This is a genomic window from Mucilaginibacter sediminis, from assembly GCF_051903035.1.
Taxonomy (GTDB): domain Bacteria; phylum Bacteroidota; class Bacteroidia; order Sphingobacteriales; family Sphingobacteriaceae; genus Mucilaginibacter.
Window position 1 is genome coordinate 4,364,086 of sequence record NZ_CP170602.1, and the last position, 20,419, is coordinate 4,384,504.

A 20,419-nucleotide genomic window follows, 5' to 3' on the forward strand; every position below is an offset into this window, starting at 1 on the left:
GGTAAAACTAATCTTCAAGCGCCAGGAACAGGTTATTTAATGATTCGGCATATAATGGGTGAGCAAAAATAAAATAGCGAATTGTGTCGTAGGTAATTCCACCCTCCATAGCCATTTGCAGCACGGTCATGATCTCGCCGCCTTCGGGGCCTAAAACTGTTGCTCCTAAGATCTTCCTGGTTTTAACATCAATAATGGCCTTCATAAAACCACGGGTATCGCCGGTCTCAATGGCACGGGCTACGTGGCTCATGGGCAGCCTGGCCACTTTGTATTCCAATCCTTGTTTCCTTGCTTCAGTCTCGTCAATCCCCACCCGTCCCAGTTGCGGATCGGTGAACATGCAATAAGGCACCAACCTGTCGGTAATACTCAGGTTTTGCTTTTCAATTAGGTTGCGATAAACTATAGCGTAATCATTATACGAAACGTGTGTGAAAGCGGGCCCGCCTTTTACATCGCCAAGGGCGTAAATACCCTTCACATTTGTTTCCAGTTTGCTATTTACTTTGATGTTGCCTTTTTCATCTGTTTCTACACCGGCCTTATCTAACCCCAGCGTTTCAGTTTGCGGTGTGCGCCCAACTGCTACCAATACGTGGCTGCACCTTATCTTCTTTTCTTGGCCATTGCTGGTTGTAGTAACGGTTATTTTACCGCCGGTTTTCTGCTTAAATTTTGTAGCATGCGTATTGGTGAGTACATTAATGTTTTCGGCCTCCAGAATCCTTTGCATTTCGGCAGATACGTCCTCATCCTCGCGCGAAACTATTCTTTCAGATTTCTCCAAAATAGTAACCTTGCTGCCAAACCGGCGAAACATCTGACCAAACTCCAGGCCGATATAATTACCACCCAGCACCAATAAATGCTCCGGCACATAATCCAGGTCGAGGATGGTTGTCGAAGTAAGATATTTGATTTCGGCCAATCCCTCAATTTCGGGAATAAATGGCTTGGCACCAACATTTAAAAATATCTGATCGGCCTGGATATTTTGCTTTTTCCCGTTTTTAAGTTTTACCGAAACGGTTTTATCGCCGGTAAATGTCGCCTCGCCAAATACAACATCCAGCCCTTTTATCTTCTCGGCCGCATGCTGCCCTCCAATGCGCGACTGCATTACGATATCGTCCTTTCGCTTTTTTATACGAGGCATGTTCACGGCAAATTTCTTTACCGGTACACCCAAGTCGGCACTTTTGCCCGCCATATAAGCTGCCTTTGCCGATGCCACCCAGGTTTTGGTTGGGGTACAGCCATCATTAACACAGGTGCCGCCATAAAAACGTTTTTCAATAATCACAGTTTTCATTCCGGCCAATGCTAGTTTTTTGGCAAGCGGCGCCCCCGCCTGACCAGCACCTATAACAATGGCATCAAATTTTTTCATCCTTATGAGGTTATTTTAACACCTTTCCAAAACGCAACATAGTTGGTAATGTTTGCTGCAGCATCTTTTGGCTGTGGATAATACCATGCGGCATCCTCGTTTTTTTGCCCATTAACGTTCAGCGTATAATAAGACGCCAGCCCTTTCCAGGGGCAGGTAGTATGCGTACCGGTAGTTTCCAGGTATTCGCTTTTTACACTTTCAATAGGAAAGTAATGATTATTTTCGACAACAATAGTATCATCGCTTTCGGCAATGACCTCCCCGTTCCAGATGGCTTTCATAATATGAGTAGATTTTACCATAAAGATAGCCTTAACCTGTGCAAATTCACAATGCGGTTGGCTTATTTTGTTTGCTAATTAAATATATAGCATTCATAATCAACACCAAATAAAAAAAGTTTAAAATTTATTTTTAATTTATCAATTAAGCTATATCTTTGCATTCCCAAAATAAGGGAAACAAAAATAAAAAAAAGGCCCGTTCGTCTAGGGGTTAGGACGTAAGATTTTCATTCTTGAAACAGGGGTTCGATTCCCCTACGGGCTACCAAAGCCGTTCTACGAAAGTAGGGCGGCTTTTTTGTTAGGATAAAGATGCGATCTGCCGTCGGAGTCATTGTTCTTTTCTTCCGAGAGCACTGGTTCCGGATCAAGCAAAATAATTGTGGGGGAGTAAAAAAAGTATTTGTTTTGGGGATAGGAATAACAAATACGAATACCCTTGACAGCAGCATACGAAACCCTTGTCCGTTTAATCTTACCTGAAGGTCTTTTAGAATATTTTGAACTTATGGATGTTCGCTCATCTGAGAGCGGGCAATTGAACATTTACCTGGAAGAAAAGAACCTTGTTCCATCAGGTTATGAGAAGCCACAACTGGAATCCAAGGGCTTCTTACCGGAAACGGCCATACAGGATTTTCCTATTCGCGGTCATAAGGTTGCCCTGTGTATCAAAAGACGCAGATGGGAAGTAAAAGCAAGTGGTGAGATCATTACAAGAGACTGGGATTTAGTAAGGAAGGGAGCGCGGATGACTACAGAATTCGGCACTTTTTTAAAAGGTATATTTGGATAATCATCCTATTAGCAGCCATTTGTTAGGCAAGTTATATCAGGTGGACGGCAAGCAGCTCGGTCAGCAATATAAAGATCACCTGAGTGATTTTCACAGCTGGGGTCAGAAAGGGCATGCAGAGGAGTGGATGCTGTTTGCAGATAATATAGGCCCTTACCTGAGTATAGATGAAACCGCCTTAAGCAACGGAGAACTGTATACCATTGTTACCAATAAAGAAGCCAAAGGTGGTAAAAAGGCTATCGTAGCGATGATAAAAGGCACACAGGCCGAACAGATTATGGCTGTACTGGAGCGAATACCTGTCCGTAAAAGGAATAAAGTTAAGGAAGTGACGATGGATATGGCTGCTAACATGATCAAAGCTATCCGCAGGTGCTTTTCTAATGCTGTGCGGGTTGTTGACCGGTTCCATGTACAAAAGCTGGCCTATGATGCTGCACAGGAAGCAAGGATCAAATATCGCTGGGGAGCATTAGAGCAAGAGAACAAAGCAATAGAGGACGCTAAAAAAAACAAGCAAAGCTATCAGCCTGAAGTATTTAGCAACGGGGATACTTTAAAACAATTACTGGCCAGAAGCAGGTATCTGCTATTTAAACACCCATCTAAGTGGACTGTATCACAGAAAGAAAGAGCTGATCTGTTGTTTCCAAGGTATCCCTTGCTGCTCAAAGCCTACAACCTGTCAGTCCGGCTGGGGCAGATTTTCACTATCTGTAAAGACAAGCAGCAGGCGTTTAAAAGACTGGCAATCTGGTATAATGATGTAGAAGATGCAGGAATTGAATCTTTTAAAACCGTTGCAAGATCTGTCAAATCGCATTATGAATCTATCCTAAACTTCTTCGATAACAGAAGTACCAACGCCTCGGCAGAATCTTTCAATGCTAAGCTCAAAGCTTTTAGAGCATCTTTAAGAGGTGTAAGAGATACTTCTTTCTTCTTATTCAGACTTGCTAAAATATATGCCTGACTTTTTTATCCCCCAACTTTTCGGATTGATCCCTGGTTCCGGCATTGGAGAAGGCGAACGGTACAAGAAAAGACGAATCAAAAATAATTCTTGAATGTCATGTCAAAAGTAACGAACATGGGCTTTGAGGCATCATTACCAGTTGGCCGTTACGCAGGATATCCCCTGCCCGTTAACCGTCGCTTATGCCGCCGGTTAACTGACCATCATCGACTTACAAGCATACGGTCACCGGCTCTGCGATAAAGAAAATCGATTACGTACACCATTGTTGCCAGGGCAGGTTGTTTACCGGCCTGCATGGCCCTGTCAAAAGCTTTAACCATGTCGCTTAATTCTTTTTTAACTTAAACTTCAGCCATATTAAACGGTAATTTGCGGATGCGCTTGCCTGTCAAATCAAAAATAGCTTCTGTTAATGCTGGTGCAAAAGGCGGTAGTCCCGGCTCGCCACCCCCCCCGGCATTGGCATCATTTTCCATAATGTGTACCTCTACCAAAGGCATGTCATTAATTCTTGGCATTAAATAGTTATAAAAGTTTCGTTGTTCTACCAATCCATCTTTGAAGGTGATTTCATGAGTAGTAGCAGCGCCAAGCGCCATAACAATAGCACCTTCTACCTGAGCATGAACAATATCGGGATTTACATACCAGCCGCAGTCTACAACAGCCCATACCTTGTCAATTTTCACTTTTTCACCTTTCTTTTTCGATACCTTAACAATTTGGCCAACGGTGGTTCCAAAGCATTCAGTAATGGCAACCCCAAATCCGTCGCCTTTATTTTTCGCCTTCCAGCCCGAAACCTGTTCCATTTTGTCAATCAGTTTTTGTTCCCGCTCTTCGTTTAAATAGGCTCGTCTAAAATCAAGCGGGTCTTTACCTGCAAGGTGAGCCATTTCGTTCAGGAAACTTTCATAAGCAAAGCCATTGGTTGATGCGTATACAGATCGCCACCAGATATTTGGGATAGGTGTTTCAAACGGTACATCGGCAAAACTAATGTCTTTTATGCTTTTATAATATGGAGCCAGGAAGCCTTCGGAGGTACTACGGTTGGCCTTGTCCTTTGGCCCTCCCTGCCAGTGTGCTGTATTTTGCCCCGCCATCCTGAACTTTAAAGCGCTTAGTTGCCCGTTGCTGAGAGCGCCCTGGCAGCGGTACGATACTCCGGCCCTATATGGGCCTTGGGTCATGTCGTCTTCCCTGGTCCAAACTACCTGCACAGGTGTCCCCGTTTCTTTCGAGATCAGGCAGGCCTCATGAGGATAATCCATGAATGCCTTTCGCCCGAAACCGCCGCCTAAAAAGGTCATATTAACAATCACTTTTTCTTTCGGCAGCTTAAACTGCGCGCAGATGTAATCCTGCACCCATTCCGGCGCCTGTATCGGTCCCCATATTTCCAGTTTATCCGGTTGGTAAAAAGCCACGCAATTCAGCGGCTCCATAGCGCTGTGCGATTGGTATGGCGTTTCATAAACCAGGTCCAGTTTTTGGGTCGCTGTACTTAATATCGCATCCGGATCGCCCTGCTTCCTTGCGGTTAAGCCTTCTTCTTTACTAATGAGTTCGTTTTGTTTTTTATAAATATCGGGTGTGTTTACGTGCTCAAACCCGCTGTCGTCCCATTCAATGGCTAACGCTTTTCGGCCCTGTATGGCCGCCCAGGTACTATCGGCCACCACGGCAACGCCGTCCCTGAAAGTTTGAAAAACACCCGTTTGTATTTTGAATACTTTTTTAACCCCCGGAACTTTTAATGCCGCACTGGCATCAAATGATTTAAGCGTTCCGCGTAAGCGTGGGTTGCGCTCTACCACAGCGTAAAGCATGCCAGGCAGCTTAAAATCTAATCCAAAAATGGCTGTACCGTTGGTTTTTAATGGGGTATCCTGCCTGTGCAGCGGTTTGCCTATCTGTTTGTAATCGGATCGTTTTTTCAATACAACCTCTTTAGGGGCTTCCAATTTAGACGCTGCCTCTACCAGTTCGCCATAATGAAATTTCTTTCCTGTCGGGCGATGGATCACATGCCCGGCTTCGGCATAACATTCCGTTGCTGGTACATTCCATTTAGCGGCTGCTGCCGTTATCAGCATCTCGCGTGCTGATGCACCTAATTTCAATAAATTCTTGTACGAACCACGAATGGTAGAGCTGCCACCCGTTACCTGGTTACCGTATTTTTGACGGTCGCCCTGCGCGAAGCGTATGTTTACATCATTTAAATTTACTTCCAGCTCTTCTGCAACAATCTGCGGAACGGATTGGTAAGCACCCTGGCCCATCTCGGCCCGGTGGCTGAAAATCGTAACCTTGCCATTCGTGTCGATATGTATCCAGGCATTCATCTCTATATCCGAAGCCACCGCCGAATCTGCGGCAGCAACCTTAGCTTCTTCGGCGCCCGACGGAAAATACAGGCCAACAAGCAAAGCTGTTCCGGTAAGGCCTGCCGCCCTTAAAAAGTTTCTTCTTGATATGTTACTCACACTCATGGCATTCTGGTTAAGTGGTTAGGCTGTCAATTACTTCTTTGGTGCATATGCCCCGGTGGTAAGCCAGGTTATCCATGCTTTTTTAAATGCGGCGTGGCTCATGGGCGGCAGGGTACGGCCTTCGCCGGGGTTCCAGCCACTTAAAACTAAACCGTCATCGGCATGTGCAATCAGCTTTTTCATATCCTTATGGCCATTTTGCTTTGGATCAATAAGTTGTTTGGCCAATTGCCGCGGGCTCCTGCCCTGGAATATCATTTTCATATCGGCCGGGGGCAAATGCCAGTTGGGGTTGCCCGGAGGTGTATGCAATCCTGGTGTGTTTGTTGCCTGGTGGCAGTTAGCGCATTTCATAGCATAAACACCCTTGCCATCACCCCCCCTTTGGGGCGACATGGTATGCAGGTGACTGTCGTCGCCCTGCAAAGGAATATTGCCCGAGGGGTGACAGTTCATACACCGGGTGCTCATCAAAACGCTGTAAACCTGCCTAAATGCCTTAACCGATGCCACACTATCTTTCCTGATAACGATTGGTGTGGCCCCTGTTTTTTCGGGTTCGGAGTTTAGCCCGAAAGCCATGATAACTATGGCAGATAACAATACGCCAACTACAGCAAAGGCTTTTGCGACGCTTGCATAACGAGGCTTATTTTTTAATTGCTTCTTCATTTGCTGGCGCTCTCCTTTCTCTGCAATTCTGCAGCTGTATGAATAGCTTTGCGGATACGCTGATAGGTGCCGCATCGGCAAATATTACCGGCCATGGCTGCATCAATATCGGCATCGCTTGGGTTGTTATTTTCGCGCAGCAACACCGCTGCCGACATGATTTGCCCCGAATGGCAGTAACCGCATTGCGGCACCTGCTCCTGGTTCCAGGCAAGTTGGGCGGGATGATCATTATTTTTAGAAAGACCTTCAATGGTTACCACTTTTTGACCTTCGGCCCGGCTTACTTTGGTTACACATGACCGAACTGCTTCGCCATTCAGGTGAACAACGCAGGCACCGCACTGTGCCACGCCGCAACCAAATTTTGTACCGGTGAGGCCAATAATATCCCGTATTGCCCACAACAGCGGCATATTAGGATCTGCCTCAATCTGATGCGATGTTCCGTTTACATTAATGTTGATCATAGCATTTATAATTGGTATTAAATATTAAAGCTTCGACTGCTATTTTTAGATATTGCAAAAATATCAAAAAAGCGTCCCGGTATCTCACCCCCGGAACGCCATTACCTTTAGGTAATCAACTAAATCACCAATTTCATGCTGGTGATGCCTTTGGCGCTTTCCGGAAGCACATTAATGTCGTGTCAACGATAAATTGACGGATTGTCTTTAGTCCAAAGTCTTAAGTTCTAAGTCGAAAAAGGAAAAATTCAACTTTAGACTTACGACTTAATGCTATTGACTTAACACTATTATATATAACTTTAATAAGTATTCAATTCAATGAACGGTATTCATGGGGTGTTTGGCCCACCTGTTTTTTAAACAATCGTGTAAAGTGCTGCGGGTATTTAAAACCTAACTCATAAGCAACCTGGTTTACGGTTTTTTCGCCGTCGAAGATCTTTTCTTTGGCAAGGTCAATAAGTTTAAATTGGATATACTCCTGCGCGGTTTTGCCGGTTTCTTTCTTCACAAGATCGCCAAAGTAATTTGGTGATAAATTTAGTGCTTCTGCACAATAAGCAACGGATGGCAGGCCAACTGTTTGAGGTTTTTCTGAAGAAAAATAACTATTCAATAGCTTTTCGAACTTTTCAATGGTACCCTTATACACGTGGTCGCGGGTGATGAACTGCCTGTCGTAAAAGCGAACGCTGTAATCCAAAAACAATTCAATATTAGATACAATTAACCTCTTGCTGTGTTTATCAATACCCCGTTCCAATTCGTAGTTTATTTTTGAGAAGCAATCCAGTACGATACTTCGTTCCTTTTCAGATAAATGCAGCGCTTCGTTTGATTGGTAGCTGAAAAAGTTATAGTCCTGAATATGTTTTCCCAACGATGTACCATGAATTAAATCTGCATCAAAAGCCAGTACATGGCCTTTGGGCTGGTAGTACTCGCCATTGCTGTTTACCCCAGCCACTTGTCCTGGCGCCATAAAAACCAATGTACCCTCCTGGTAATCATAGGTATTACGACCATAAACCAGGTCGCCGCATTTAACATCTTTTAAAAATACGATGTAAAAGCCAAAATACATTTGTGAGCCTTGCCGCGGGGCAGCCTTTGACAGGTCGACCACGCTAACCAATGGGTGCCTGGTTTCATTGTTATTAAATGCATTGTATTCGCTAATCGTATTAAAACGCCGCATGCTGTCCATAATCAATTCTTTTAATTCGAATTTACATTATTAATCAGTGCATTAATCATACCAGCGTGCAAATCAGTAATAATGGTAGAAACATCTGTAATCTGTATCCTATCCCCATAAATAAAAGGTTACACTTTTGTATAGCGATCAATACGCTGTAACTGTGTTTTAATACCCGGTGTTCAACAACTGTACACTGGAACACATCAATTAAACCAAATAAATTATGCAAAAAATCCTGGTAGCACTTACGCTTCTTATTGCCCTTTCGGCGCGCGCTCAACAAACAGCAGGCACAGCAGCGGCGCCAACGGTTCGCACAGCTTCGGGCGTTTTGCGCGGTGTAACCGAAGGTGAAGTTTCTATTTTCAAGGGGATTCCCTATGCGGCCGCGCCTGTAGGCGAATTCCGCTGGCGCCCACCACAACCATTCCCGGCCTGGACGGGGGAACGTGACGCCACTAAGTTTGGAGCAGACCCGGCGCAAATGGGCTGGCCCCGTAACGGCAGTAAAATTTCAACAACATCTTCTGAAGACTGCCTGTATTTAAACATATGGAAGCCTGCAAACGCTAAGCAAGGCGCTAAACTACCTGTAATGGTTTGGATTTATGGCGGAGCATTTGTATTTGGCAGTGGCGCTCAGCCAGATTATTCAGGGGTACAGTTTGCAAAGCAAGGAGTAATATTAATCACCTTTAACTACCGCGTTGGGCGCCTCGGCTTTTTCGCCTTCCCGGCACTTAGTGCCGAACATCCTAACGAACCGAAAGGAAACTATGCGTTTATGGATCAAATAGCAGCTTTGAGATGGGTGCAGCAAAACATTGCGGCATTTGGCGGCGATGCTAAGAACGTTACTATTTTCGGCGAATCTGCCGGGGGCGTTTCTGTACAGTCATTGCTAACCATTCCATCTGCAAAAGGCTTATTTCAAAAGGCGATAGTAGAATCAGGCGGCGGTCGCGATGGCGTGCTTACCGGGCGGCCGATTGATAAAGAAAATGCTGACAAATACTATCCTGTTTCGGCCGAAACAATAGGTATAAACTTTGCAAAAAAGCATGGCATTGCTGGTACAGATGCTACAGCATTAGCCAGCCTACGTCGGCTTAGTATAGAGGATGTTGTAGATGGTGGCCAGGAAACTGACGGACAAGGCGGAGCACCTATCTATCCGGGGCCTATACTGGATGGCAGGTTAGTTGTTGAAACCGCGCAAAGCGCATACAACGCAGGCCGGGGAGCAAAAGTGCCGTTGATGATAGGATCCAACAGTGCAGAAGTACCCGCAGGTTTTGTAAACGCTGCTTCAAAAGATGAACTCTTGAGTTTGTTTGGCAGTAAGAAGGATGATGCAAAAGCGGCATACGATGCCGACGGCAACACCGATTTAGCAAAAATGCTTACCTTGGTAAATACTGATAAAGTATGGGCCGAGCCCGCCCGTTTTACTGCAAGGGCTTTTGCCGCCAAAGGTGCCACCGCTTACATCTATTTGTTTTCATACATATCGCCTTCGGCACAGCAGTGGATGAAATACGGTGCCGCACATGCATCAGAAATTGGGTATGTATTCAATAATTTAACAAGCAGGAACGGGGCCGTAATAGCGGCTAAAGATATGGAGGTGGCCAAAATGATGAACACCTATTGGGCAAACTTTGCCAAAACGGGCGATCCAAATGGAGGTAGCCTGGCCAAATGGCCGGCATATGACCCTCAAAAGAATGAACTGTTAGAGATACAGGCAGATGGATCTGCCGAAGGAAAATCCGATCCCAAGAAAGCGAGATTGGACGTGATTGAAAAAGCCGTTACATCGGGAAATCTTCATTAACCTGCTATCCGTTTTACCAAACCTGTAAAAATGGTAGATGATACCGTAATCTGTATCCCATTCCGGCGAATAAAAGGAACGACCTTTGTATTATAATGTATATGACAATGCAAAAAGTAAAATTAAATAACGGCGTTGAAATGCCAATATTAGGATTTGGCGTTTTCCAGGTGACCGACCTGGCAGAATGTGAAAGAAGTGTGGTGGATGCCATTGAAACCGGCTACCGGTTAATTGATACCGCGCAATCCTATATGAATGAAGAAGCCGTGGGCAAAGCCATTAAGCGCAGCGGCGTGGCCAGGGAAGAGTTGTTTATTACTACCAAACTGTGGATACAATCAAACGGTTATGAAGGCGCTAAAAAGGCTTTTGAAGCATCGTTAAAAAAGCTGCAGCTGGATTACCTTGACCTTTATTTGATTCACCAGCCCTACGGCGATGTATATGGCGAATGGCGCGCCATGGAAGAGTTGTACAAAGAAGGCAAGATACGGGCCATAGGCGTAAGCAACTTTCAGTCCGACAGGTTGATTGACCTGATTATCAACAACGAAATTGTGCCGGCTGTTAACCAGGTAGAAACGCACCCGTTTCACCAGCAAATTGATGCGCAGCAATTCATGATCGATAACAACGTGCAGATAGAATCATGGGGCCCTTTTGCCGAAGGCAAGAATGATATGTTTAAAAATGAGCTACTGCAGGCCATTGGCAACAAATACAATAAATCAATTGCCCAGGTAGTACTGCGCTGGCTTACCCAAAGGGGCGTTGTTGCCATTCCTAAATCAGTGCGCAAAGAGCGCATGGCCGAAAACTTAAACAGCCTTGACTTTGAGCTTACAACCGATGAAATGGATAAAATTAAAACATTGGATACCAACGCCAGCAGCTTCTTCGATCACCGCGATCCTAAAATGGTAAAATGGCTGGGCGAGCGAAAATTGAATAACTAAAATTTAAACCTATGAAAATTCAACGTATTGGCTCCAAACCTTCGGCAAAAGGGCCCGCCGAATATTTTACCGGTACTGTACGAATTGATCCATTGAACGAACCACCTGCACCTGCCCGTGTAGCAATGGCGCTGGTAACATTTGAGCCGGGAGCACGTACTGCCTGGCATACGCATCCGTTCGGCCAAACACTTATTGTTACCACAGGAGCTGGCTGGGCGCAGCGCGAGGGCGGCGTCAAAGAAAATATCTTTCCGGGCGATGTGGTTTACTTTGAGCCGAACGAGAAGCATTGGCACGGCGCGACTGCCACCACGGCGATGAGTCATATTGCTGTACAGGAAAAAGAGAATGGTTCACCGGTAGATTGGCTGGAGCAGGTTATTGACGAGGACTACAATGGTTAAACAACTGAACATGAAAAAGCGACAATTAGGAAATAGTGGGTTGGAAGTTTCAGCCCTTGGATTGGGTTGCATGGGACTGAGTTTTGGCTACGGCCCTGCAACAGAAAAACAAGAAGCAATTAAATTAATACGCGCCGCGTTTGAGCGCGGTGTTACTTTTTTTGATACAGCGGAGGCATACGGACCTTTTACTAATGAAGAACTGTTGGGTGAGGCCCTGGAGCCTTTTCGCGGCCAGGTGGTTATTGCCACCAAATTCGGCTTTAAAGACGGCAAACCGCCCCTTGGTTTAGACAGCCGGCCGGAGCGTATCCGTGAGGTTGCAGAAGCCGCGCTAAAACGCCTGAAAACAGACCATATCGACCTGTTTTATCAACATCGGGTTGACCCAAATGTGCCGATAGAAGATGTTGCCGGAACAGTTAAAGATTTGATTGCCGAAGGTAAGGTTAAACACTTTGGTCTATCGGAAGCCGGCGCTGGTTCTATCCGCAAAGCGCATGCAGTACAACCTGTTGCTGCACTGCAAAGTGAATATTCCCTTTGGTGGCGCGAACCTGAGCAGGATATATTACCTGTGCTTGAAGAATTGGGTATTGGTTTTGTGCCTTTTAGCCCGCTGGGTAAAGGTTTTTTAACCGGTGCAATTAACGGGAGCACCACATTTGATAAAAGCGATTACAGGAACACGGTTCCTCGTTTTTCGGAAGAAAACCGAAAGGCGAACCAGGCGTTAGTTGACGTGCTTGGCCATATTGCCGAAGATAAAACCGCAACGTCAGCCCAAATTGCGTTGGCTTGGTTACTTTCGCAAAAGCCCTGGATAGTTCCCATCCCGGGTACCACAAAAATACACCGTTTGGAAGAGAATTTGGGCGCTGCTGATATTCAGCTATCTGCCAACGATCTCCTTGAGATTAGCAATAGCCTGTCGCAAATCGAAGTGCACGGCCATCGTTATTCCGCACAGGGACAGAAAATGGTTAACCGTTAAAATAATTAATATGAAAAAAGTACTGCTCATTACCTGTGCATTATTTGCCGGGCTTATAACGCGGGTAGCAGCGCAAACATCACCCATATTTCCAAAGGGCGAAATTGCGACAGTTAATAATCATACCGGAACAGTTTGGCTTACCGAACTTAACAAGGCCGATAGTATTATTGATATTAATGTAGCTAATGCAACTTTTGCGCCGGGTGCAAAACTCGATTGGCACATCCATCCCGCCGGCCAAATCCTGATGATAACCGAAGGAACAGGTTATTACCAGGAAAAAGGCAAGTCAATACAGGTTGTTCATAAAGGCGATGTTATTAAATGCGCTCCGGGTGTGGCGCACTGGCACGGCGCAGCACCCAATAGTTCGTTTACCTATATCGCGGTAAGTACAAACAGCGCCAAAAATAAAACCGTTTGGCTGCAAAGGGTAACCGAAGCCGAGTACAACAGCGCACATTAATTTTTTTATAAACACATCAAATATTAAAACCAAAATCATGAAAGCAACCATTATCGCACTATTCCTGTGTATTACCGGTGTGCAGCTCTCTCACGCTCAGGCCAAATTGCCCGGTGCGGCATCAACAACCACAACCAAAGATGAACAAGAACTACTTGACCTTTCGAAAACGAAATGGACGTGGATGGCCGATAAAAATGTAGATGCATTAACCGGACTGTTTGCCGAAAATTGTGTATTTGTGCACATGGGCGGAAGCTGGGGTAAAACCCAGGAACTGAATACCATTAAGGGCGGCTTCATCTGGTATAAACAAGCCGAAGTTTACGGGGCATCAGTAAATATTTTTGGTAATACAGCCATCCTGTTAAACGATATCGATTTGCTGGCAGTAGTGGGTGGTAACGAGGTTGTGCATGCGTTTATGGTAACCGAGGTGTACATTAAAGAAAACGGAAAATGGAAAATGGGCTCGCTTACTTTTTCAACGTTGATAAGGCCGGTTAAAATGAAAACTAACATAGCGCAACCGGCACAGCCACAACACTAACTTAACCTGCAATATATATGAACCGTCGTGATCTCCTAAAAACCGGCCTAACAATAGCCGGAGGTACTTTGCTGGCTTCAAAGGCAAGTGCCCGGGTATTGACGCAAGCAGATATCAATCAAAACGATTTGACAAACGTCGCTATCGGGGGGCGCCGCAAGCTTGGCGGCAAGCTGGAAGTTTCGAATATTGGTTTGGGGGTGCAAAATATGAGCCGGACCTATCAAACTACAATTCCTTCAAGGCCCGAGATGATCAAAATTATCCGGAAAGCGTTTGACAGCGGTGTCACTTTATTTGATACAGCAGAAGCCTACGGACCTTTTGAATGTGAACGGATACTCGGCGAGGCTACAGCATCATTTCGAAATAAAATTGTTATCGAAACAAAGTTTGGCTGGAACATCGACCAAAAAACCGGCCAGCGACTGCCGGGTTTGAACAGCCGGCCCGAACATGTCAAGGAAGTGGTTGAAGGAATGCTAAAACGGTTGCGCACTGATCGCATCGATTTATTATACCAACACCGTGTAGATCCGGCTATCCCGATCGAAGATGTTGTTGGTGCAATTAAAGATTTGATTACCCAGGGCAAAGTGCTGCATTACGGCCTTTCCGAACCTGGGCCACAAACCGTACGCAGGGCACATGCCATACATCCGGTTACAGCCATCCAAAACGAATATTCGCTGTTATGGCGCGGACCGGAAGAAGTAATTATTCCGCTTTGCCAGGAATTGGGCATCGGCTTTGTTTGCTGGAGCCCGCTTGGAGTAGGCTTTTTGACCGGTGCTATCGATGAAAATACTGGTTTTGCACCTGGCGACATTCGGGGAATGGAAACCCGGTTCTCACGTGAGAACTTGCCCAGCAATATGGCACTTGTTAAACTGCTGCAAAATTGGGCAGCACGCAAGCGGGCTACTCCTGGCCAGGTATCGCTGGCATGGCTTTTGGAACAGCAGCCCTGGATAGTGCCTATTCCTGGAACCACCCAGATGGCGCATATGCTGGAAAACATTGGCGCAAATGATGTGAAATTTACGGCAGATGAGTTAAAACAGTTCAACCAGGAGGCATCAGCCATTGCTATTAAGGGTTTACGCTTGCCGCAATTTGTTTTGAACCTCTCAAATGTTGAAGCACCGGTAAAACAGTAAAAAAACTTATGCCTATGGAAAAAGTGAAGCTCATTTGTATAATGGCAACCATTGCTTTCGGTAGCATTGCGGGATGTTCAAAGGCTCAAAAAGCTACTGGTAACCCAACGGGTAAAGCACCTGTCAGCGTTACCGATGGTTATAAAAAAATACTCATCGTGTATTTGTCGCGCACCAATAATACCAGGGCCATTGCTCAAATCATTCAGCGGCAAGCCGGCGGAAAACTTGTTGCTTTGGAATTGGTTAATCCTTATCCCGAAAACTACCAGGCCATCGTTGCCCAGGTGGTTCGGGAAAACGAATCGGGGTTTTTACCTCCGCTTAAAACCAGGATAGATAGCATAGCCACCTATGACCTGGTGTTTGTTGGCTTCCCAACCTGGGGCATGCAACTGCCGCCGCCGATGAAAAGCTTTTTAAAACAATATGATTTGAGCGGCAAAACCGTCGTGCCTTTCAATACCAATGCCGGTTATGGTATCGGCAGTACGTTTGAAACCGTTAAAGGCCTTTGTCCCAACAGCACTGTGCTGGATGGTTTTACCATTAAGGGAGGAATAGAGCGGGATGGTATATTATTCGTGATGCAAGGTGCAAAAGAGAAACAAGCCCAGGCAGAAATTCAAACATGGTTAAAAAAACTAAACATCATTAAGTAATATGAGCAGCACTTTTAAACTAACCGTTTATGTATGCCTGGCATTGGCCGTAAGCGCAAGTTCAATTGCTTATGGCCAGCAAAAAGATCCAGGCGGGCAACCTTTATCGTTAAAACAAGAAGCGATTGTCCCTATCTCAGCATATGCCGCTAAAGGAGACCAGATTAATTTGAAGGGCGCTTTAGGAAAAGGTTTGGAGGCAGGCCTGACAATCAATGAGATCAAAGAGATTTTGGTGCAGTTATATGCTTATGCAGGTTTCCCAAGAAGTTTAAATGCGATCAATACCTTCCAAACCGTGGTCAATGAAAGGAAACTAAAAGGAAAAATTGATATAGAGGGCAGGGAACCGTCAAAAATAGATTACGGCGATCCAAAGTATAAATTCGGAAAAGGTGTCCAGGCGAAGCTGACGGGCAGGTCCGCCAATTCCACCCAAGATTTTGTTCCGGTTATCGATACCTTTTTAAAGGAACACCTGTTCGCTGATATTTTTGGCAGAGATAATCTCGATTATCAAAGTCGCGAGATTGCTACAATTTCTATTTTAGCTGCCATTGGTGGTGTCGAAGGACAGCTTCGCAGCCATTTAAGTGTAGGACAGAACACGGGTTTAACAGAAAGGCAGTTACGGGGAATTGCCGCTAAATTATCAGCAGAGATTGACCGGAATGCAGGTAGTTCTGCAGCGGAAATTTTAAACGGCATGTATGGTTCTACAGGAAGCGCCGTTACGCCCGCTTCAGAGCAGGCGATAGTTTCTGAGCCCACATTTTCAAAAGGAAACAAAGTCTCAGGTAATAATTTCACCGGGGATGTTTGGGTAAACATGCTCACCAGCGTAGGCCCCTCTACCAGCACTTCGGTGGGTAACGTTACCTTTGCTCCCAAAGCAAGGTCAAACTGGCATCTTCATCCTTCGGGGCAAATACTGCTGATTACGGATGGTGTTGGTTATTACCAGGAAAAGAGCCAGCCCATTCGTTTAATACATAAAGGGGACGTTATTAAATGCCCCGCTAATGTCGCTCATTGGCACGGCGCCTCTCCGGATAGGTCCTTGTCACACATCGCCTTGAGTCCAGATAACGGCAAGGGGGCAGTAGTTTGGTTGGAAAAAGTTACAGATGAGGAATATAACAAGCTGAACAAGTAGTCTTAACAAACTGTGCGATAGGATATTTCGGGAGTTTTGACAAAGTTATTTAGCCTCCTACGTCTAATGGTTTGTATAAGATGATGATATTCATCCCGGGCTAATTTACTTTTGTGCTGCTACTTTTATTTCGCCATACTTTCCTGCATGAAAATCCCGGTAAGCAGTTGTTATTTCTGATTGCGAATTCATTACAAACGGACCTTCTGCTACCACAGCTTCTGTATATTCTTCACCGCCAAATAACAGGACATCGATGGTTGCTGAAGAGGTGTTTTTTATTTCAATTTCACCGGCCGCTTTGTCGAACTCAATAAATTCACCTGCCAGAAACTCAGTGTCGTTTAGTATCGCATTTTGCATGGGTAAAAAGGCTGCAACTTCTGTTTCACTTTCCATTGTTAGTGAAAACTGTGCTCCTGCTTTTAATTGAATATGATACAAAAACTGCCTGGAATAATTAGGAATCTTCGAACTCAATTCCTGATAGTTGCCAACAATTACTTTTATCCAGCCATCATGATCAGGTAATGCTTTTTGGGGGACTTCATTGGCTTGTAAAGCGATATGAGCAGGCTTTTCGGCTTTATTTTTTGCAGGTAAATTTATCCAAAATTGAAAACCCTGGATAAATTTGCTCTCTGTTTGGGAGTCGTAATTTAAATTTTCATCGTGAATTATTCCATTACCTGCTTTCATCCACTGTGCGCCTCCCGAACGAATTATCGCCTCATTTCCGGCACTGTCAAAATGCTCTACTTCGCCCTGAAGAATGTAAGTTAATGTTGCAATGCCCCGGTGTGGGTGGGCTCCCATACCATTTTGGGTTATGGTTTCTTTAACAACCGGGCGAACATAATCGAGAAATACAAAGGGACCCACCTTGTTAGCGTATTGATTAGGCAACATTCGTTGGATTGATAGCGGACCTACTGTAGCATTATTCCCTTTTGTTGAGAAACTCGTTTTCTTTTTCATCAGAATATAATTTGTTTTTTCGTTTTATAATTTGTTTTTTATTGGCACTCAAGAAGGCTTCGCCGTTTTAAATGGAGATGAAGCTATCATGAGCTATACTCATTTTATTTTTGAGTGGAGCTCATGATAGTTTCATTTGCTTAACTGTTTTGGCTTAACCATTCCTGGAGCGGCACAAATTTGTGGGTGGCAGTTTCTTTTGCCAATTCAATTCGTGATGCTGAATCTGGTCCCATGTACGTGTGTTTTTCAAAATACCCAAACATCTCTGCCAGCTCCTTTGCTCCTTCAAAAAAAGTTGAAAATATTTCGGCTGGTACTTGTGAAAAGGTATACGCTTGGCCATTGGCTTTATAGGCTTCTATGATATCATTAAAACTGTACAACCCGGTTGCCAGGGCAAGATAATTACCGTTTCCAACTTTTTCGGGCTGCAAAAATGCACCGGCTACTACTTTTCCCAGGTCATTAATATCCGACATGTGAATCGCTTTTTTTGTTGGGTCAATCGGTAGTGTCCAGCCGGTTGTGCCATCTTGTTTGGGTTGTGGCCCCAACATTCCTACAAGATTTTGAAAATAAAACGGCGGCTGAACAAATGTTGCATATTTGAACCCTGCACTTTTTACCAATTCATCCACCTTTGCCTTTAAAGTAAAATGCGGCACTTCAAATCCTGCCTCACTAATGAGCTCCACATCCGGAAGCGTTGACCAAATAAAATGTTGCACCCCCATTGCTTTTGCTGCTTCAATGGCATTTTTACCCTGGGTAATTTCGTCGGCACCTTCCCAAAAGTTGGTTACCACAAATACGCCATACGCATTTGTAAAAGCGTCTTTTAAGGATTGCAAGTCTTTTAAATCTGCATAAACTGCTTCATTTGCCTTGCCTGTATATGTTTCCGGGTTACGGGTTATTGCTTTTACATTAAATGTGTCTTCATTTACAAGGGCATTTACAATACCCTTACCTTGTGCACCTGTTGCTCCAATTACTACTATTGTTTGCTTTTTCATCTGTTTGTTTTATGATGTAAAATTGCAGCAACAGCAGGCCCCGAAACGATGAGAAATGATAAAAAAAAGCGTTGATAAATATCAACGCTTTTGTAAAATCAAAAATTAAAACAGAAGTTATTTACTTGCTTGTTTTCTGATTCTGCTTAAAGTTTCTTTTGTTATGCCCAAAAAAGAGGCAATGAGGTGCTGGGGGAATCGTTGAATAAATTGAGGGTGATTAGCGGCAAATTCTTCATAGCGTTTTTCTGCTGTATTACTAATGGTAGAATTCAATCTTCGCTGAGAAACAATGAAACTTCTTTGGTCCATTAACCTTGTCATTTGTCCAAATGAAGGTACTTTTTCTATCAGATCCAACATGTCTGCTACTGTAGCAATGAGTAGTTCAGTATCTTCCCAGGCATCGATATTATATCTTGATGGTGTAAGCATGATAGCACTTTCACGGTCGCTTGCCCAATAATTTTCAATGTATAACTGTACAATATGCTCCCCCCCTTTGTCATCTACGCTATATTGTCGCATAGCACCTTTTACAATAAAACCAACGTATTTACACACATTGCCTTCCTCCAAAAAGTATTGCTTTTTCCTGAGCTTTTTGGGGTGGAAAGCAGCTATAATTAACGCTTCTTCATCACTTGTAAGTGGCAATGTAGCGTATCGCCTGATGTAGTCTAAAAGCTTGCTGTGCATTGATTTTGATGATTAAACTAACCCAAGGCAAAGATATAAAGAATGTTATGTGTTAGTTTGCACGTATAAGGATACATTAACCTCATGAAGCGCATGGTTAGTTTGATTAAATACCAAAGCCAGCAAGTGTAGTTGTATAATTGCAATTATATCTAAAAATATATTTAACAAATTGTCTTGCGCATTTTTTTAAACTTAGGGCGCGTAATTACATATAGCCTCCCCGGAATATCGAATTATTTAGTTGAATATCTTGTTTCACGATATTCTTTAGGAGCATATCCCATTGTTTTGGTAAAAAGTCTCGAAAAATAAAATGGATCATCTATCCCAACTTTAAACGCAATTTCATTTATCCTCAGTTTGGTAAACTGTAAATACTGACAGGCTTTCTGAATCTTCAGATGATTAAAATATTCAATAGGCGGGAACCCCGTTTTTTTTCTGAAAATAGCTGAATAATGGCTATTAGACAAGTTAACCGATGCTGCCAGTTCGGAAAGCGTCAGTGACTTTTCAAGATTGTTCCGCATGAAAAATATAGATTTTTCAAGGATATCGGTATTTTTTTCGGATAGCTTCGTATTGTATTTATCACTGTAAATAAATGAACTTAAAAATTGCAGCAACAACAAATTAATGTAAGTCAGATTCTCCATGCTGTAACCCTGTTCAAGATAGGTGTAAAGCTGTTCAAATAGCGTGATACGCTCCTGTACAAATTCAACACTGTATTTGTAGCTTTGCCCTTTTGAATAAAGCCATTTTACTAAAGCATCTGCCTGCTCGCCTTTAAAATGGCACCAATAAATTGTCCAGGGTGTTTTTTCGTTCGTTTCATACGAATGAGCAATGCTGTGTGGAATGATAATAAAGTCACCCGGAACAATAGTATGCCTGACAGATTTGATTGTTGCTATTCCCGTTCCCTCCACACAATAAATAAGAATATTTTGTTCTGCCCCCTGGGTTCTTTTTCGAAAATGAAATTTCGCTTTGGGATAATAGCCGATATCGGTGATATATGAGCCTTTAATAATATCATTGGAGAGGCAGAACCTATTTACAATCGACCTGGGAATACCAATGGCTTTTTGCCCGTCGAACCCGTCTTTCTTATAATTCATTTCAAATAATTCATTTCAAAATACAATTGCCCTCTACTATTTTTTGACGCAGGTGCAACGTGTCGATTCGCAGGCAGATATACTTATCGGTAAACGTAAA

The 20,419-nt window shown here is 44.0% G+C and carries 21 protein-coding genes and 1 tRNA gene; 12 read left to right on the top strand and 10 right to left on the bottom strand.

Going from position 1 to position 20,419, the window contains the following annotated elements; genetic code table 11:
* Positions 1-7: 7 nt before the first annotated feature.
* Together ACFGVS_RS17805 and ACFGVS_RS17810 are read right to left on the bottom strand one after the other, a co-directional pair.
* Complete coding sequence (locus ACFGVS_RS17805) at positions 8-1,393, bottom strand: mercuric reductase (protein WP_439694968.1); 1,386 nt, start codon at positions 1,391-1,393, stop codon at positions 8-10.
* 2 nt (positions 1,394-1,395) lie between these two features.
* On the bottom strand, positions 1,396-1,677 hold the full coding sequence (locus ACFGVS_RS17810) for a DUF427 domain-containing protein (protein ID WP_439694970.1): 282 nt from the start codon (positions 1,675-1,677) through the stop codon (positions 1,396-1,398).
* Between the two features lie 196 nt (positions 1,678-1,873).
* Here ACFGVS_RS17810 and ACFGVS_RS17815 point away from each other — a divergent pair.
* The 3 genes from ACFGVS_RS17815 (at position 1,874) to ACFGVS_RS17825 (ending at position 3,452) form a co-directional block, all read left to right on the top strand.
* Positions 1,874-1,948: transfer RNA gene (locus ACFGVS_RS17815), tRNA-Glu, on the top strand.
* A 171-nt stretch (positions 1,949-2,119) separates the two neighbouring features.
* Positions 2,120-2,476, top strand: a complete 357-nt coding sequence (locus tag ACFGVS_RS17820) for an ISAon1 family transposase N-terminal region protein (RefSeq protein ID WP_439694971.1) — start codon at positions 2,120-2,122, stop codon at positions 2,474-2,476.
* The gene (locus ACFGVS_RS17825; RefSeq protein ID WP_439694973.1) at positions 2,469-3,452 is read left to right on the top strand and encodes an ISAon1 family transposase; all 984 of its coding nucleotides are present in this window, start codon (positions 2,469-2,471) and stop codon (positions 3,450-3,452) included. The genes ACFGVS_RS17820 and ACFGVS_RS17825 overlap by 8 nt, the downstream gene beginning before the upstream one ends.
* A 347-nt stretch (positions 3,453-3,799) precedes the next feature.
* Here ACFGVS_RS17825 and ACFGVS_RS17830 read toward each other — a convergent pair whose 3' ends face one another.
* The 4 genes from ACFGVS_RS17830 to ACFGVS_RS17845 form a co-directional block, all read right to left on the bottom strand.
* A complete protein-coding gene (locus tag ACFGVS_RS17830) occupies positions 3,800-5,956 on the bottom strand; it encodes a molybdopterin cofactor-binding domain-containing protein (protein WP_439694975.1) in 2,157 nt (718 codons plus the stop codon).
* 30 nt (positions 5,957-5,986) lie between these two features.
* Positions 5,987-6,628: a hypothetical protein gene (locus tag ACFGVS_RS17835; protein ID WP_439694976.1), complete on the bottom strand. Its 642-nt coding sequence runs from the start codon at positions 6,626-6,628 to the stop codon at positions 5,987-5,989.
* Entirely contained in the window at positions 6,625-7,098 is a 474-nt protein-coding gene (locus ACFGVS_RS17840) for a (2Fe-2S)-binding protein (protein ID WP_439694977.1), read from the bottom strand. The genes ACFGVS_RS17835 and ACFGVS_RS17840 overlap by 4 nt, the downstream gene beginning before the upstream one ends.
* A gap of 313 nt (positions 7,099-7,411) precedes the next feature.
* Positions 7,412-8,308 (bottom strand): helix-turn-helix domain-containing protein, encoded by an 897-nt coding sequence (locus tag ACFGVS_RS17845; protein ID WP_090639891.1) that lies wholly within the window; start codon positions 8,306-8,308, stop codon positions 7,412-7,414.
* A 217-nt stretch (positions 8,309-8,525) separates the two neighbouring features.
* On the opposite strand from ACFGVS_RS17845, the gene ACFGVS_RS17850 reads away from it, so the two are divergent.
* The 9 genes from ACFGVS_RS17850 to ACFGVS_RS17890 all read left to right on the top strand — a co-directional run bounded on the left by ACFGVS_RS17850 (position 8,526) and on the right by ACFGVS_RS17890 (position 16,496).
* On the top strand, positions 8,526-10,139 hold the full coding sequence (locus tag ACFGVS_RS17850; protein ID WP_439694979.1) for a carboxylesterase/lipase family protein: 1,614 nt from the start codon (positions 8,526-8,528) through the stop codon (positions 10,137-10,139).
* A 107-nt stretch (positions 10,140-10,246) separates the two neighbouring features.
* The gene (locus ACFGVS_RS17855) at positions 10,247-11,098 is read left to right on the top strand and encodes an aldo/keto reductase (protein ID WP_439694981.1); all 852 of its coding nucleotides are present in this window, start codon (positions 10,247-10,249) and stop codon (positions 11,096-11,098) included.
* Between the two features lie 11 nt (positions 11,099-11,109).
* Positions 11,110-11,505 carry a (R)-mandelonitrile lyase gene (locus ACFGVS_RS17860; RefSeq protein ID WP_274210483.1) on the top strand — a complete coding sequence of 132 codons (396 nt, stop codon included), beginning with the start codon at positions 11,110-11,112 and terminating at the stop codon, positions 11,503-11,505.
* Between the two features lie 10 nt (positions 11,506-11,515).
* Positions 11,516-12,499 carry an aldo/keto reductase gene (locus ACFGVS_RS17865; RefSeq protein WP_274210484.1) on the top strand — a complete coding sequence of 328 codons (984 nt, stop codon included), beginning with the start codon at positions 11,516-11,518 and terminating at the stop codon, positions 12,497-12,499.
* A 10-nt stretch (positions 12,500-12,509) separates the two neighbouring features.
* Positions 12,510-12,968 carry a cupin domain-containing protein gene (locus ACFGVS_RS17870; RefSeq protein ID WP_274210485.1) on the top strand — a complete coding sequence of 153 codons (459 nt, stop codon included), beginning with the start codon at positions 12,510-12,512 and terminating at the stop codon, positions 12,966-12,968.
* A 37-nt stretch (positions 12,969-13,005) separates the two neighbouring features.
* Positions 13,006-13,518 carry a nuclear transport factor 2 family protein gene (locus ACFGVS_RS17875; protein WP_274210486.1) on the top strand — a complete coding sequence of 171 codons (513 nt, stop codon included), beginning with the start codon at positions 13,006-13,008 and terminating at the stop codon, positions 13,516-13,518.
* A gap of 17 nt (positions 13,519-13,535) precedes the next feature.
* Positions 13,536-14,678, top strand: a complete 1,143-nt coding sequence (locus ACFGVS_RS17880; protein WP_439694984.1) for an aldo/keto reductase — start codon at positions 13,536-13,538, stop codon at positions 14,676-14,678.
* Positions 14,679-14,692: 14 nt separating this feature from the next.
* A complete protein-coding gene (locus ACFGVS_RS17885; RefSeq protein ID WP_255369749.1) occupies positions 14,693-15,340 on the top strand; it encodes a flavodoxin in 648 nt (215 codons plus the stop codon).
* A 1-nt stretch (position 15,341) separates the two neighbouring features.
* A complete protein-coding gene (locus ACFGVS_RS17890; protein WP_439694986.1) occupies positions 15,342-16,496 on the top strand; it encodes a carboxymuconolactone decarboxylase family protein in 1,155 nt (384 codons plus the stop codon).
* Positions 16,497-16,601: 105 nt separating this feature from the next.
* On the opposite strand, the gene ACFGVS_RS17895 is transcribed toward ACFGVS_RS17890, so the two are convergent.
* The 4 genes from ACFGVS_RS17895 to ACFGVS_RS17910 form a co-directional block, all read right to left on the bottom strand.
* A complete protein-coding gene (locus tag ACFGVS_RS17895) occupies positions 16,602-17,474 on the bottom strand; it encodes a pirin family protein (RefSeq protein ID WP_439694988.1) in 873 nt (290 codons plus the stop codon).
* A gap of 140 nt (positions 17,475-17,614) precedes the next feature.
* Entirely contained in the window at positions 17,615-18,493 is an 879-nt protein-coding gene (locus ACFGVS_RS17900; RefSeq protein WP_439694990.1) for an NmrA/HSCARG family protein, read from the bottom strand.
* Between the two features lie 117 nt (positions 18,494-18,610).
* A complete protein-coding gene (locus ACFGVS_RS17905) occupies positions 18,611-19,192 on the bottom strand; it encodes a Crp/Fnr family transcriptional regulator (protein WP_439694992.1) in 582 nt (193 codons plus the stop codon).
* A 236-nt stretch (positions 19,193-19,428) separates the two neighbouring features.
* The gene (locus ACFGVS_RS17910) at positions 19,429-20,319 is read right to left on the bottom strand and encodes an AraC family transcriptional regulator (protein ID WP_439694993.1); all 891 of its coding nucleotides are present in this window, start codon (positions 20,317-20,319) and stop codon (positions 19,429-19,431) included.
* Positions 20,320-20,419: the final 100 nt, after the last annotated feature.